Source organism: Tenacibaculum discolor (assembly GCF_003664185.1).
GTDB classification, from domain to species: domain Bacteria; phylum Bacteroidota; class Bacteroidia; order Flavobacteriales; family Flavobacteriaceae; genus Polaribacter; species Polaribacter discolor.
Window position 1 is genome coordinate 267,263 of sequence record NZ_RCCS01000007.1, and the last position, 13,123, is coordinate 280,385.

The following is a 13,123-nucleotide window of genomic DNA, read 5'->3' on the forward strand; positions in this document are numbered from 1 at the left end:
ACAAATTTATTCTGTTATTCAGTTAACTAAAGTATTATTTACAGAAATAATAATGAATAAAATTAGTTTTATGGAACTTTAAAAATTATGGGGAGAGCATACTTTACATTCACAAAACTACCCTTATGACTACCAGGGATAAAGTGAGGAAGAGAAGCAATTAGTCTATGTGCCTCCTTTTTTAAAAGATCACTGTTTTTAGGTCCTTTTTTCTTAATATCAACAACATTTCCTTCCTTGTCAATAGTAAATTGTACCAGAATTTTTCCTTCAATTTTTTTTCTTAAAGCTTCCTTTGGGTAATCAAAATTTCTAACAATGTGTTTTATCATTTCTTTTTCAAAACACTTTGATTGTTGTAAAATAGGAGTTTTTTTACACTCGTCAAATAGAGGTATTTGTTCAACTAAGTGAAAAGGAATCTTATCTAGAGAAGTTAGAATATCTTCTTTTATATTTAACTTTTGAACAAGAGTGTTTTTACTTTTAATTTCTTCAACTTTATTTGATTTAGTTGAAATAGCATTTGCTTTTCTAAGTTTACGATGTCTTTTTCTTGTCGAAATCTCTTTAGTTTTTTCTGTTTCTAGAGCTTCTTTTACATCTTCTATAGAACATTTGGTAATGCTAATAGTATTCAGGTCTTGGTAATTTTCATTAGGAGTTTCACATTTTTCTTGAGAATAAGAAAATGATATTGAAAATAAAAAAAAGGTAAAGATATGTTTCATTTGTGTGTGTTAAAGAGGAATTTTAAGGAGCACGAAAATAAAATTATCTGAAAACCTAGATAAATATCTTATATTAATTTAAGATTAAATTTATAGGGAAAGAGTAAGTAACATCCACAGGAATTCCTTTTTCTTTACCAGATTCTAACTGAGGTAGTTTGTTGATGATTCGATTAATCTCATTAGTAATAACTTTACTTGGTTTAGAACTAACTACTTGAATGTTTTTTGGATTACCATAAATGTCTATAGTAAATTGAATTAAAATTCTACCATGTATACCTTCTTCTGAGAAGACTTCAGGAAAATAATTCTTTGAAAAATGCTTTTGCATACTGTCTTTAAAACATTTTTTTGCTTTTTCGTTAGAGCTATTTTTACATTTAGGAAATAACGGAACTTCTTCAACTACAGAGAATAAAACTTCTTTAGTTTGAGATTTTAAAGAGTTTTTTATTGATAAATCATTAGTTGTCGTAGTAATAGAAATTTTAGAAGAAGCATTTAAGCTTGATTGACTTTTTTGTGGTAATTTTCTTGTTTTTTTTATCCTATTTCTAACAATTAGTGTTTTTGTAGTTCTTTCTCTTGGATTTTGCTTTTCATTAACAATATTGCATTTGTTTACACTTATAATATTTAAATCAATAGTATTGTCTTCTTTTGTTGTACATACTTCTTGCGCTATTACTGTAATAGACGATGTAATAAGAAATGTTAAAAAAAGTAAAATTGTTTTCATAGGACTAAAGAGCTTGTTTGTTGACGTAAAAATCATTCTTTTTTACTCTTTTGCTCTTAAGTAATTATGATAAATCTATTAAGTAATATGTTCTTTAATGTTATGAATATTAAATAAATATTAAGTGAAATTAGAGCATAAAAAAGCCTCCATAAATTATGAAGGCTTTACTAATTATATAATATATTGTATGTTACTACTTTACATTCATTAACTCTACATCAAAAATTAAGGTTGCATTAGGAGGAATTACACCACCAGCACCTTGTGCACCATATGCTAAGTCTGAAGGAATTACTAAACGAGCTTTGTCACCAACTTTTAACAATTGAATACCTTCATCCCAACCAGGGATTACTTGACCGACACCGATAGCAAAATCGATAGGTTGTTTACGTTTGTATGATGAATCAAATACAGTTCCGTCTAATAACTGACCTTTGTAGTGTACAGAAACCATAGCTCCTTTAGTAGCTTGTTTTCCGTCTCCGTTTTGTAAGATTTTATAACGTAATCCGCTTGGAGTTTCATCGTACCCAGCAGCTACTTGATCTAATAATTCTTTTTGTTTAGCTTTTGCTTCAGCTTCACGTTTTTCACGAGCTCCTTCAAAAGTTCTAAAAGCTTCTACTGCATTAAAAGCTTCAGCAGCATCACCAACACGTATAATTTCTACATCCATAGTATCGTCTTGAGCAATCGCATCAACAACATCTTGTCCTTCTACAACACTACCAAAAACAGTATGCTTACCGTCTAACCAAGGAGTAGCAACATGTGTAATAAAAAATTGAGAACCGTTTGTTCCAGGTCCTGCATTAGCCATTGATAATTTTCCTGGAGCATCGTGCTTTAATTCAGGGTGAATCTCATCATCAAATTTATAACCAGGGTTTCCTGTACCTGTTCCTTGAGGGCAACCACCTTGAATCATAAAGTCAGCAATTACACGGTGAAACTTTAAACCGTTGTAATAAGGAGTTCCTTGTGGTTTTGCTGAGTTTTCTAAGTTACCTTCTGCTAAAGCAACAAAGTTACCTACAGTTCCAGGAGTTTTTTCATATTCTAAGTTTACTAAAATATCACCTTTTGGAGTGATGAACTTTGCATAAATTCCGTTATCCATTTTTCTCTTGTTTATTTATATATGTACGATTCCTATATCCAAAATTTAGGAAAAAAAGAATCTTAAATTATTAAAATAGCTAAATCATTGTTTTTCTTAGCAATGACAAAGTTAGTTTTTTACTGATAAAGTTGAAAGGTTAAAGCTTAAACCTATGTTAATGTTGTTTGAATTGACATTACCGAAAGGAGAATTATATCTACCCCCAGAAGCAATTATAGAAACATGGTTAACTATATCGTAACTCAACCCAATTGTAGGACGAATTATAATTCCTTCGTCAGTATCTACACCAGCACCTCCACCAGCACCAGCCATAATTTCTATAAAACCACGCGCTTTATTATTAAAAAAATAAGGACTGTATATACCACCGCCAACTAATCCGTGAGCATAACCACCAGAACGACCATCGTAAGCAAAACCAGCTTCTCCTGCAACATACAATGAATGATTCAAGTCATAATTAACTTTAAAACCAATTAATTGCAAGTCAATTTCAGTAGCGTTTAAAAGGTCATCTGTTTTAGCAACATCAAAATAACTTTGATTTTGTACTTCAAAACGTAACCCTTTTGTATTGTAAGTGTTATTTTCTTCAGAAGATACTCCGCCGTTTAATCCGAAGTATTTTAATCCAAAACCGAAGGTATATGCTTCTAAATCACCAGCTATAGCACGATAGTAACCTCCATGGCCACTAATAGCAATATTTTTAAATATCTTTAAATCGATACCTGCAGAAGGGTAAATCATCAATCCGCCTTCAGGAGCCACACGACCACCAGCAGCACCAACTCCTAATTTCCCGAAGATATTAATGTATTTTGATTGATACGGATGATATCCCGCACCAACAAATAAATCCATAAAACCAGCGCGTAAACCTTTATAAATAGCATCAGTATGAGCAAATAAGAAGGTGTTTTCGTTCAAATATTTTTGATACTCAAAACCGATAACATATAATGTTTCTGTAAGAGGTTCTTGATTATTGGCGTCATCTTTCCTAGAATTACCAATAGGTTTAAAGAAATCAAAACGGACTTGTTGTACATTTTTTACTGCAGGTTTGCTCCAAAAACTATCTGGAGAAAGGTTGTCCGCTACAAATTTTTGATGCGCTTTATCGTAGTCAGTAAAACGTAAAATACTTGGTATTTCTACAAAGAATGAAACTGAATTACTCTTTATTTCTCCTGATAAAAAGTTAACGTGACTATATTGTATTCCAAAGGAATAATCATTCTTTTTATATTGCAATCCTACATTAGGATTGATAAATCCGCCATCGTTTACCAAGTAACGATATCCGCCACCTCCACCGAAGTGGAAGTTGGCATCAATATATAAATTTTTGTATAGTTGTTTATTTATTCCCAATTCAGCTCCTAAGGTAAATAATCCACCTTGATCTCCAGTTACTGCAAAATGGAATCCAGCTCCACCGTATAGCCAATCGTTAATAGGAATTTGGTAGTGTAAACCAGTTAGTCCCATCGTTGGTTTTAAGCTAGGAAATTCATCCGTAGGCATTTCAACAGGAATAAAATTCAACCGAACTTTATTGTGTAATTCTTTTCCCTGTAAACTCGATAAACTCTCTTGACCGTGTATTGAGGAAAAAGAGAAAAAAGAGAAAAGAAAAAATACTATGTAGTGTTTTTTAGAATTCACTAGTGAAATGTAATTTTACCGTAGGGTATTTACTTTGTGTCATTTGAATTGTAAAAGGAGAGTCGGCTAAAAATACTAACTGACCTTGTTTGTCTTTAGCTAAATAACGTTGTTTTACACGTTTAAACTCTTTGAATTCTTCATTTTTAGGGTCTTCTGGTTCAACCCAACAGGCTTTGTGTACAGCAATATTTTCATAAGAACATTTAGCTCCATATTCATGCTCTAAACGATACTGAATTACCTCATACTGTAAAGCTCCTACAGTACCAATAATTCTTCTTCCATTCATTTCCATTGTAAATAACTGCGCAACTCCTTCGTCCATTAGTTGATCTAAACCTTTGTATAATTGTTTAGCTTTCATTGGGTCAGCATTGTTTACATAACGGAAATGTTCTGGAGAGAAACTAGGAATTCCTTTGAAGTTTAATTGCTCTCCTTCAGTTAAGGTATCTCCAATTTTAAAGTTTCCTGTATCGTGTAAACCAACAATATCTCCAGGGAAAGATTCTTCAACGATTTCTTTCTTTTCAGCAAAAAATGCATTAGGGCTAGAAAATTTTACTTTCTTACCATTACGAACATGTAAGTAAGGGGTATTTCTTTTAAAAGTTCCAGAAACAATCTTCACGAAAGCTAAACGATCACGGTGTTTAGGATCCATATTTGCATGAATCTTAAATACGAATCCAGTTAGTTTTTCTTCTTTTGAATCAACTAAACGTTCTTCTGCTTGTTTTGGTTGTGGGTTTGGAGCAATATCAATAAAGCAATCTAATAATTCCTTCACTCCAAAGTTGTTTAAAGCGGAACCAAAGAAAACAGGCTGTAAATCTCCATTTACATAAGCTTCTTGATCAAACTCTGGGTATACTTCATTTACTAATTCTAATTCCTCACGAAGTGTATTTGCAGAATTTTCTCCAACAATTTTATCTAGCTCAGGATTATCTATATCATCAAATTCAACACCTTCAGAAATGGTTTGTTTATTGTCTCCAGAAAATATATTTAGTTTCTTTTCCCAAATATTATAAATTCCTTTAAAGTCGTATCCCATTCCGATAGGGAAACTTAAAGGAGTTACTTTTAAACCTAATTTTTGCTCAACTTCATCTAATAAGTCAAAAGCATCTTTACCTTCACGATCTAATTTGTTGATAAAAACAATCATCGGAATTTTACGCATACGACAAACCTCTACTAATTTTTCGGTTTGTTCCTCAACCCCTTTTGCAACATCAATAACTACAATAACACTATCAACCGCAGTTAAAGTTCTAAAGGTATCTTCAGCAAAATCCTTGTGACCAGGTGTATCAAGAATGTTTATTTTCTTGTCTTTATAAATGAAAGCTAATACAGAAGTGGCTACCGAGATACCACGTTGGCGTTCAATTTCCATAAAATCGGAAGTAGCTCCCTTTTTAATTTTGTTATTTTTTACCGCACCAGCTTCTTGAATTGCTCCACCAAAAAGTAATAACTTTTCAGTTAGGGTAGTTTTACCAGCATCGGGATGTGATATAATTCCGAATGTACGTCTCTTCTGTATTTCTTCTAAAAAACTCATCTATAAATTTTAAGGTTGCAAAGATACATTTTAAAGCGAACTGTTCAAAAGGTTTTAATTGTTGAACTGGTCTCAATTTCGTAAGTTTGCTTTTCGTAAATTTTCTAGATGAAAGAGCAAGTAATTTTAGTTGATCAGCAAGACAATCCGATAGGATTAATGGAAAAGATTGAGGCACATGAAAAAGCTTTACTACACAGGGCATTTTCGGTATTTGTTTTTAATGATAAAAATGAATTGATGTTGCAACAACGTGCTGCTGAAAAATATCATTCACCTTTATTATGGACAAATACTTGTTGTTCACACCAAAGAGATGGAGAGTCGAATATAGAGGCTGGAAAACGTAGGCTACAAGAGGAAATGGGATTTTCTTGTGAGTTAGAAGAGGTGTTTTCTTTTATCTATAAAGCACCATTTGATAATGGTTTGACAGAACATGAATATGATCATGTAATGATTGGTAGATTTAACGACGAACCTATTGTAAACCCAGAAGAAGTAGCTTCATATAAATGGATGCCTTTAGAAGAGGTGAAAAATGATATAGAAAATCATCCAGAAGAATATACAGCTTGGTTTAAAATAATTTTTAAAGAATCTTACGATAAAATATCTAAGTATATTTAATATGCCTAAAGTAACTGTTCATAGAAAAGCACATTTTAATGCTGCACACAGGTTATTTAATCCTAAATGGTCTGACGAGAAAAATCATGAGGTTTTTGGTAAATGTAGCAATCCTAATTATCATGGTCATAATTATGAGTTAATTGTTTCATTAACTGGTGAGATAGATCAAGAAACAGGTTATGTGTATGATTTAGGTAAACTGAAAGATTTAATTAAGTTGAAGGTTGAAGATGTTTTAGATCATAAAAACTTAAATATTGAAGTTGAAGAGTTTAAAAGCATTAATCCTACAGTAGAAAATATATCTGTAGTAATTTATAATAAATTACGTGTAAGTATTCCTGAAAAATTAGACTTAGAAGTTACATTATACGAAACTCCAAGAAACTACGTAACTTATAGAGGTGCATAATCTATGATAAACCAATTACTACGATTTACTCCAATTTTAAAACGAAAAATTTGGGGAGGAAAAAAACTAAACCAACTATTTCATAAAAACTCAGACGGATCCAATATTGGTGAGAGTTGGGAGATTTCTGATGTAGATGGAGATGAATCAATCGTTAGTAATGGTAACCTAAAAGGGAGGACATTAAGAAGTCTTTTAAAAGAATATAAGTACGATTTAGTAGGTAATTATGTTTATAAAACTTTTGGAAAACAGTTTCCGCTGTTAATAAAGTTTATAGATGCTAAAGAAGTACTAAGTATTCAAGTACATCCTGATGATGATTTAGCAGGACTTCAAGAGTCTTATGGAAAGACCGAAATGTGGTATGTAATGCAAGCAGATGAAGAGGCTAGTATTATAATAGGGTTCAAAGAAAATTCAAGTAAAGAAGAATACATACAGCATCTTGATAATAAAACACTTTTAAGCATATTAAATGTTGATAAAGTAACTAAAGGAGATGTATATTTTGTACCTCCAGGTAGAGTGCATGCTATTGGAGCAGGTTTATTGATTGCGGAAATACAGCAAACTTCAGATATTACTTATCGTATTTATGATTGGGATAGAAAAGATATTGATGGTAATTACCGAGAATTACATACAGAAAAAGCATTAAAAACAATAGATTTTTCAGCTAAGAATACTTATAAAACAACTTACTCGAAACAAGAGAATGTAGCAAGCCAGGTAGTTACATGCCCTTATTTTACAACGAATATCCTTCCTGTAAAAGGAAAGAAAGAAGTTGATTTATCAAGAAAAGATAGTTTTATAATATACATGTGTGTGGAAGGAGAAGTAACATTTTTTTATAATAATCAACAAGAAATTATAAGAAAAGGAGAAACAATCTTGGTACCAGCATGTATTGACAAAGTAGAAATTTTATCAGAAGGTTCTTCAGAATTATTAGAAACGTATATAAAATAAGCTTAAGAGAAAATCTCCTAAGCTTATAAACAAACCAAACTAACTTAACGATTGCTCAATTGATTGTAAAATCAATTTTTAGGAATAATTAAGATGCTTTTTTAATAGTATAGCCAAAAGTAGCTGTACAAATAATATTTTGTTTCTTTTCTTCTTTTTTAGATACTGTTATATTGAAAATAATTTCAGTATCACTCAATTTTTTAATATTATTTTTGATAACAAGCTTATCATTAAGGTAGGCATTGCCTAACAGATCAAATTCGATGCTGTTAAAACTAAAATTAGAAGAATCTGGATAAAAGTCTAAAGAAGTGTTCGCGCTAGATTCAATTTTATCATATAAAACTGAAGCTTTTAGCACTTTGTTTTTACTAACTTGTTTTTTGTTAACTATAAATTGGTTAGACTTATTGTTTGAAGTGATGTTTAATGTTTTCATGATAATTTTAAGGATTAAGTATTAGTAATTCCGGATCTCTGTAAAATGGATTTTGTACTGAGTACATTACTGTTGAGGCTACGTGTTTTCTAATTGAATTTCGATACTTAAAAGTGTTCATAATGTTTAAAATTTAAAATATTGGTAAATAAAAAAAGGTGCTTTTTTTAAAAAGCACCTTGGTTAAGTTTTATAAAAATTGATTATTTAAAATCGATGTTTAAATCTATTTCTTTGGGTGCTTTTAGTTAAATATACATATTGTTTATGCATGTGGGCATTACACATAATCGAATTGATTGTGTTAAAAATAAACGTGTATGTGCCTAAAAGCGCCTTCATAATGATCCAAAAATAGTAAAAGTTTTTAATAATTGAATAAAATCAAAAAGTATTTAATGTTAAAGTTTTATCAATGTGAGCTTTATCAGTTTTTATAGTAGTAGTATAAATATGTATCTTTGATACGTAAACACTTATGATTATTTATGAAGATAATAGCAATGATTCCTGCACGTTATAGTGCATCACGTTTTCCAGGAAAATTAATGAAAGATTTAGGCGGAAAACCTGTAATTGTAAGAACTTATGAGGCTGCGGTAAAAGCTGATTTGTTTGATGAAGTGTATGTAGTAACAGACTCTGAAGTAATTTATAACTCTATAGAAAAGGTAGGAGGTAAGGTGTTAATGAGTAAAAAGGAACACGAATGTGGTTCTGATAGAATTGCTGAAGCGGTTGAAAACTTAGACGTAGATATCGTGGTAAACGTACAAGGAGATGAGCCTTTTATTGATACAGTTTCATTATCAAAATTAATTAGTGTTTTTAAATCTGATATTCAAAAGGAAATTGATTTAGCATCGCTAAAAGTAAAAATGACGGATGAGGAAGATATTCAAAACTCTAATAACGTAAAGGTAATTACTGATATGAATGATTTTGCTATTTACTTTTCAAGAAGTGTAATTCCGTATCATCGAGATAAAGAAGTAGCTGTTAATTACTACAAGCATAAGGGAGTTTATGCATTCAGAAAAGAAGCATTAATTGATTTTTACCACACACCTATGACTCCAATTGAGGCTGCTGAAAAAATTGAATGTATTCGCTATTTAGAAGTAGGAAAAAAAATTAAAATGATTGAAACTTCAGTAGAAAGTATTGGAATTGATACTCCTGAAGACTTAGAAAAAGCTATAAAATTATTAGAAAATGAATAACATTAAAATTATATCCTTTGATGCCGACGATACTCTTTGGGTAAACGAGACTTACTTTCGTGATGCAGAAGATGATTTTGCTCAATTATTGTCTGATTATGAAACAGAAAATAAAATTCATCAAGAATTATTTAAAAAGGAAATAGAAAACCTTAAAATATATGGCTATGGAGTAAAAGGTTTTATGTTGTCTATGGTTGAATGTGCTTTAGAGATTTCTAACTATAAAATCAGTCCAAAGAAAATGGAAGCAATTTTAGAGATAGGAAAAGAGATGTTAGAAAAGCCAATAGAGTTGTTAGATGGGGTAGAAGAGGTTCTACAAGAGTTACACGGAAAGTACAAGTTAATTGTAGCAACAAAAGGAGATTTGTTAGATCAAGAGCGTAAGTTAGCAAAATCAGGAATCTTAAAATATTTTCACCACACAGAAGTAATGAGTGAGAAGAAAAAAGCCGATTATAAAAAACTAGTAAAACGGTTAGATATTAATCCTTCGGAGTTTTTAATGATAGGAAACTCATTAAAATCTGATGTGTTGCCGTTAATTGAAATAGGAGCTACTGCAATTCATGTTCCATTTCATACAACATGGGCGCACGAAGAAGTAAATGAAGAACAAAAATCGGATGCTTATAAAACAGTGTCTAATATTACAGATGTATTAAAGTTTTTATAGATGAGATATCTAGATATTGAAAACTGGAATAGAAAAGAACTTTTTAAACATTTTAGGGCTTTAGCAGATCCAACTTTTGGTTTAGTAGCAGATGTAGATGTGTCTAAAACTTATCAATCGGCAAAAGATAAAAACCAATCCTTTTTTGTTCGGTATTTTCATGCTTGTATGAGAGCTATAAATGCCGTTGAAAACTTTAAATACAGAATAGAAGGAGATAAAGTTACAATTTATGATGTAATTAATGCATCAACAACCGTAGCAAGAACAGATACAACATTTGGTTTTTCTTATTTTGATTATTCTGAAGATTTTGAAACGTTTAACCAAAGTTATCTAGAAGAAAAAGAACGAATACAAAATACTACTAATTTATTACCTATTAGATATTCGTTAGGATGTATACACTCTTCAGCAATTCCTTGGGTAAGTTTTACAGGTCATAAAGAACCATTTTCAGGAAATAAAAATGATAGCGTTCCTCAATTGGCTTTTGGTAAAATAAAGCATGAAAATGATAAAATGTTAATGCCAGTAGCAGTAAATGTAAACCACGCTTTGGTGGATGGATATCATGTTGGGCAGTTTTTTGAAAAATTTCAACAAGAATTAGATAAAATCGATTAATTTTGCACTAAATATTTATAATTATGGCAAGCATAAAAAATTTAAAAAAAGATATTAACTATACATTAGGAGACATTATTAGTATTTGTCAAATAGCTACAGAATTAGATCCTGAAGCTGATAAAGCTAAAGCAAATGCTATCGTAGATGAAGTTATTGTAACTTTTGATGATTTAATTGCAAAAGTAAACGCAAAAAATGTTGAAGATAAAAAGGCTCACTACAAATCAGTAAATGCTGAGTTAGAGTCAAGAGCAAACGCTTTAATAGAAAAAGTAAATAGTTTATAAATACTATAAATTATATGTTTAAAAAGCGAGACTTATTTAAGTCTCGCTTTTTTTTTGATAAATTTTAACACTAAGAATGGAATAAAATTTCGTAAATTACGTTCAGTATTTAATAACAGATAACCCCAATAAATATGGCAAGAGCTATGTACGAGTACACGAAAACTGTACTTCAAAAGGTTAGTTTTAACGCTGATTTATTTTGTAAAGAGCTTGAAAAAGCTTTAGGTAGATTACTACCTTATGAAATAGATGAACTAACTATTTGGCTAAAACAATTTACGGCTAATAAACCAGATTTATATGTTTGCTTAGCCTTAGTCGATAAGTAAAAAAAAGGAAGCTTTATAAGCTTCCTTTTTTTATTTTCGATGTTTCCTTTTTTCACCTTTTAGCTTTTTTATAAGCTTTCGGTGAAATTCGTGTTCAGCCACCTCTAAAGTGAGGATTTTTTTATCTGATAAAAAGGTAGAAAGGTTATCATAAAAATTAGTTTTAGTTTCATATTGTTCTTTTGAAACAGACTTAATTTTATTGACAATTTCTTTTGATTCTTTATCGGTTAAGCTATCAATTCCTCCACAACTAAGTATTTTCTTTTTTATACTGTAACGTTCTGCTTTATGAAGCTCAACCATTTTTTTATCGTACACATTGTATAATGGCCAGAACTTATCAGCTTCCTCTTCCGTTAGGTTTAACTTTTCAGAAAGAAAAGCTACTTTAAAAGCTTTAATTTTTTCATAGTTTCCCTTTTTAGTCTGTGATTGAACAGAAAAAAAAGAAGTAAAAGCTACTAATAATATAAGTAAGTGTTTCTTCATCATTGTTCTATTTCGTTTATAAGTGTAGGTATGTCAACAGAATCTAGGTAATCTTCTAGTGTTTCATCGCTAATAGAAGCAAATATATCTTCTTCTAGTTCTGAAGTGTTTATTGTTACTGCAAGTTCGCTGTTGTCAATGTCACCATATCCATTTTCATACCAAGATTCTATATCAGTAATAGTAATATCTTCAAAAGTAATTTTTTGAGTATTAAAATAATTAATACCAATAAAAAGCAAAACTGAAGCCGCTGCTGCTACAGGAATATATTGTAGAATTCTTTTACGTAAAGAAATTACTTTAGTTTCTGTAGTTTGTTCTGTTTCTAATTTTGATTGTATTTTAGCTTCAATCGTATCAAGATAACCGTCAGGGGCACTAAATGCTTTCTTTTTGGGTAAACTATCTATAAATACGGAAGTGTTAATTGTTTCTTCAACTTCTTCAAAATAGTTTTGAGGAGTAGAAAAACCACAATCTTTGCCAACCTGTTGGTTTATAAAATTTATAGTATGTTTTAATTTTTCATTCATTACCCTAGTAAGACTATTGTTTTTGTAAAAGGTTTAATTATAGTTCTTTATAAAATGTTCTATTTTTTTTGCAGCTATATGATACGAGGCTTTTAAAGCTCCAACTGAGGTGTCGAGTATCTCAGAAATTTCTTCATATTTCATTGTATCAAAGTACTTCATGTTAAATACTAATTGTTGTTTTTGAGGTAATGTAGCAATTGCTTTTTGCAAAATAAGCTGAATTTCATCACCAGAAAACCAATAATCGCTATCTAGCGTAGAGGTTATTTGTAGTTGATAATCAGAAATATGTATGTTTTTTTCTTTAGCTTTTTTATTGATGAAGGTTATAGCTTCGTTAGTAGCTATTCTATACATCCAAGAAAACAGTTTACTGTCCCTTTTAAAATGATCAATATTTTTAAAAACTTTTATAAAAGTATTTTGTAAAACATCATCAGCATCTTCATGAGAAATTACAATTTTTCGTATATGCCAATACAATCGCTCTTTATATTGAGATACAAGGCTTTTAAAAGCAATCTCTTTGGTTGTAGACTGCTGTAATTGATCTATAAGTGTAATTTCGTCAATCAACTAAAACTGTTTAGCTGTTAGACTTTAAAGATAATAAAAGGTTTAAAAAGA

The 13,123-nt window shown here is 30.4% G+C and carries 17 protein-coding genes; 8 read left to right on the forward strand and 9 right to left on the reverse strand.

The genetic code is table 11. The annotated features are described in order from the left end of the window. Positions 1 to 68 precede the first annotated feature (68 nt). From C8N27_RS09720 to C8N27_RS09740, 5 genes are all read right to left on the reverse strand, one after another. The gene (locus C8N27_RS09720; RefSeq protein WP_121147198.1) at positions 69 to 731 is read right to left on the reverse strand and encodes an energy transducer TonB; all 663 of its coding nucleotides are present in this window, start codon (positions 729 to 731) and stop codon (positions 69 to 71) included. Between the two features lie 73 nt (positions 732 to 804). Further along, positions 805 to 1,473 (reverse strand): energy transducer TonB, encoded by a 669-nt coding sequence (locus tag C8N27_RS09725; RefSeq protein WP_167444742.1) that lies wholly within the window; start codon positions 1,471 to 1,473, stop codon positions 805 to 807. Positions 1,474 to 1,669: 196 nt separating this feature from the next. Further along, on the reverse strand, positions 1,670 to 2,599 hold the full coding sequence (locus C8N27_RS09730) for a peptidylprolyl isomerase (protein ID WP_121147200.1): 930 nt from the start codon (positions 2,597 to 2,599) through the stop codon (positions 1,670 to 1,672). Between the two features lie 111 nt (positions 2,600 to 2,710). Beyond that, complete coding sequence (locus C8N27_RS09735; RefSeq protein WP_244174741.1) at positions 2,711 to 4,156, reverse strand: hypothetical protein; 1,446 nt, start codon at positions 4,154 to 4,156, stop codon at positions 2,711 to 2,713. 109 nt (positions 4,157 to 4,265) lie between these two features. After that, a complete protein-coding gene (locus C8N27_RS09740) occupies positions 4,266 to 5,852 on the reverse strand; it encodes a peptide chain release factor 3 (RefSeq protein WP_121147201.1) in 1,587 nt (528 codons plus the stop codon). A gap of 108 nt (positions 5,853 to 5,960) precedes the next feature. Between C8N27_RS09740 and idi the strand changes: the two genes are divergently transcribed. Genes idi through C8N27_RS09755 form a run of 3 tightly spaced genes read left to right on the forward strand, consistent with a single transcriptional unit; the run spans position 5,961 to position 7,872 of the window. Further along, entirely contained in the window at positions 5,961 to 6,482 is a 522-nt protein-coding gene (idi, locus tag C8N27_RS09745; protein ID WP_121147202.1) for an isopentenyl-diphosphate Delta-isomerase, read from the forward strand. 1 nt (position 6,483) lies between these two features. Continuing rightward, the gene (locus tag C8N27_RS09750; RefSeq protein WP_121147203.1) at positions 6,484 to 6,897 is read left to right on the forward strand and encodes a 6-pyruvoyl trahydropterin synthase family protein; all 414 of its coding nucleotides are present in this window, start codon (positions 6,484 to 6,486) and stop codon (positions 6,895 to 6,897) included. A 3-nt stretch (positions 6,898 to 6,900) separates the two neighbouring features. Then, positions 6,901 to 7,872, forward strand: coding sequence for a type I phosphomannose isomerase catalytic subunit (locus C8N27_RS09755; protein ID WP_121147204.1), 972 nt, complete (start codon positions 6,901 to 6,903; stop codon positions 7,870 to 7,872). An 88-nt stretch (positions 7,873 to 7,960) separates the two neighbouring features. On the opposite strand, the gene C8N27_RS09760 is transcribed toward C8N27_RS09755, so the two are convergent. Next, complete coding sequence (locus C8N27_RS09760) at positions 7,961 to 8,314, reverse strand: hypothetical protein (protein ID WP_121147205.1); 354 nt, start codon at positions 8,312 to 8,314, stop codon at positions 7,961 to 7,963. A gap of 488 nt (positions 8,315 to 8,802) precedes the next feature. Between C8N27_RS09760 and kdsB the strand changes: the two genes are divergently transcribed. From kdsB to C8N27_RS09785, 5 genes are all read left to right on the forward strand, one after another. Next, positions 8,803 to 9,537, forward strand: coding sequence for a 3-deoxy-manno-octulosonate cytidylyltransferase (kdsB, locus tag C8N27_RS09765; RefSeq protein ID WP_121147206.1), 735 nt, complete (start codon positions 8,803 to 8,805; stop codon positions 9,535 to 9,537). Further along, positions 9,530 to 10,216 carry an HAD family hydrolase gene (locus C8N27_RS09770; RefSeq protein ID WP_099216266.1) on the forward strand — a complete coding sequence of 229 codons (687 nt, stop codon included), beginning with the start codon at positions 9,530 to 9,532 and terminating at the stop codon, positions 10,214 to 10,216. The genes kdsB and C8N27_RS09770 overlap by 8 nt, the downstream gene beginning before the upstream one ends. Further along, positions 10,217 to 10,843, forward strand: a complete 627-nt coding sequence (locus C8N27_RS09775) for a chloramphenicol acetyltransferase (RefSeq protein WP_099216265.1) — start codon at positions 10,217 to 10,219, stop codon at positions 10,841 to 10,843. A gap of 23 nt (positions 10,844 to 10,866) precedes the next feature. Next, a complete protein-coding gene (locus C8N27_RS09780; protein WP_099216264.1) occupies positions 10,867 to 11,133 on the forward strand; it encodes a hypothetical protein in 267 nt (88 codons plus the stop codon). A gap of 134 nt (positions 11,134 to 11,267) precedes the next feature. Beyond that, positions 11,268 to 11,465: a hypothetical protein gene (locus C8N27_RS09785; protein ID WP_047789135.1), complete on the forward strand. Its 198-nt coding sequence runs from the start codon at positions 11,268 to 11,270 to the stop codon at positions 11,463 to 11,465. A 30-nt stretch (positions 11,466 to 11,495) separates the two neighbouring features. On the opposite strand, the gene C8N27_RS09790 is transcribed toward C8N27_RS09785, so the two are convergent. Genes C8N27_RS09790 through C8N27_RS09800 form a run of 3 tightly spaced genes read right to left on the reverse strand, consistent with a single transcriptional unit; the run spans position 11,496 to position 13,072 of the window. After that, entirely contained in the window at positions 11,496 to 11,960 is a 465-nt protein-coding gene (locus C8N27_RS09790) for a sensor of ECF-type sigma factor (protein ID WP_147431716.1), read from the reverse strand. Beyond that, a complete protein-coding gene (locus tag C8N27_RS09795) occupies positions 11,957 to 12,493 on the reverse strand; it encodes a hypothetical protein (protein WP_099216262.1) in 537 nt (178 codons plus the stop codon). The genes C8N27_RS09790 and C8N27_RS09795 overlap by 4 nt, the downstream gene beginning before the upstream one ends. A gap of 33 nt (positions 12,494 to 12,526) precedes the next feature. Beyond that, entirely contained in the window at positions 12,527 to 13,072 is a 546-nt protein-coding gene (locus tag C8N27_RS09800) for an RNA polymerase sigma factor (protein ID WP_121147208.1), read from the reverse strand. Between the last annotated feature and the right edge of the window lie 51 nt (positions 13,073 to 13,123).

Bases quoted from the DNA above. Each gene is read 5' to 3' on its own strand.
- C8N27_RS09720 (WP_121147198.1), bottom strand. From the start codon at position 731: ATGAAACATATCTTTACCTTTTTTTTATTTTCAATATCATTTTCTTAT.
- C8N27_RS09725 (WP_167444742.1), bottom strand. From the start codon at position 1,473: ATGAAAACAATTTTACTTTTTTTAACATTTCTTATTACATCGTCTATT.
- C8N27_RS09730 (WP_121147200.1), bottom strand. From the start codon at position 2,599: ATGGATAACGGAATTTATGCAAAGTTCATCACTCCAAAAGGTGATATT.
- C8N27_RS09740 (WP_121147201.1), bottom strand. From the start codon at position 5,852: ATGAGTTTTTTAGAAGAAATACAGAAGAGACGTACATTCGGAATTATA.
- idi (WP_121147202.1), top strand. From the start codon at position 5,961: ATGAAAGAGCAAGTAATTTTAGTTGATCAGCAAGACAATCCGATAGGA.
- C8N27_RS09750 (WP_121147203.1), top strand. From the start codon at position 6,484: ATGCCTAAAGTAACTGTTCATAGAAAAGCACATTTTAATGCTGCACAC.
- C8N27_RS09755 (WP_121147204.1), top strand. From the start codon at position 6,901: ATGATAAACCAATTACTACGATTTACTCCAATTTTAAAACGAAAAATT.
- C8N27_RS09760 (WP_121147205.1), bottom strand. From the start codon at position 8,314: ATGAAAACATTAAACATCACTTCAAACAATAAGTCTAACCAATTTATA.
- kdsB (WP_121147206.1), top strand. From the start codon at position 8,803: ATGAAGATAATAGCAATGATTCCTGCACGTTATAGTGCATCACGTTTT.
- C8N27_RS09770 (WP_099216266.1), top strand. From the start codon at position 9,530: ATGAATAACATTAAAATTATATCCTTTGATGCCGACGATACTCTTTGG.
- C8N27_RS09775 (WP_099216265.1), top strand. From the start codon at position 10,217: ATGAGATATCTAGATATTGAAAACTGGAATAGAAAAGAACTTTTTAAA.
- C8N27_RS09780 (WP_099216264.1), top strand. From the start codon at position 10,867: ATGGCAAGCATAAAAAATTTAAAAAAAGATATTAACTATACATTAGGA.
- C8N27_RS09785 (WP_047789135.1), top strand. From the start codon at position 11,268: ATGGCAAGAGCTATGTACGAGTACACGAAAACTGTACTTCAAAAGGTT.
- C8N27_RS09790 (WP_147431716.1), bottom strand. From the start codon at position 11,960: ATGATGAAGAAACACTTACTTATATTATTAGTAGCTTTTACTTCTTTT.
- C8N27_RS09795 (WP_099216262.1), bottom strand. From the start codon at position 12,493: ATGAATGAAAAATTAAAACATACTATAAATTTTATAAACCAACAGGTT.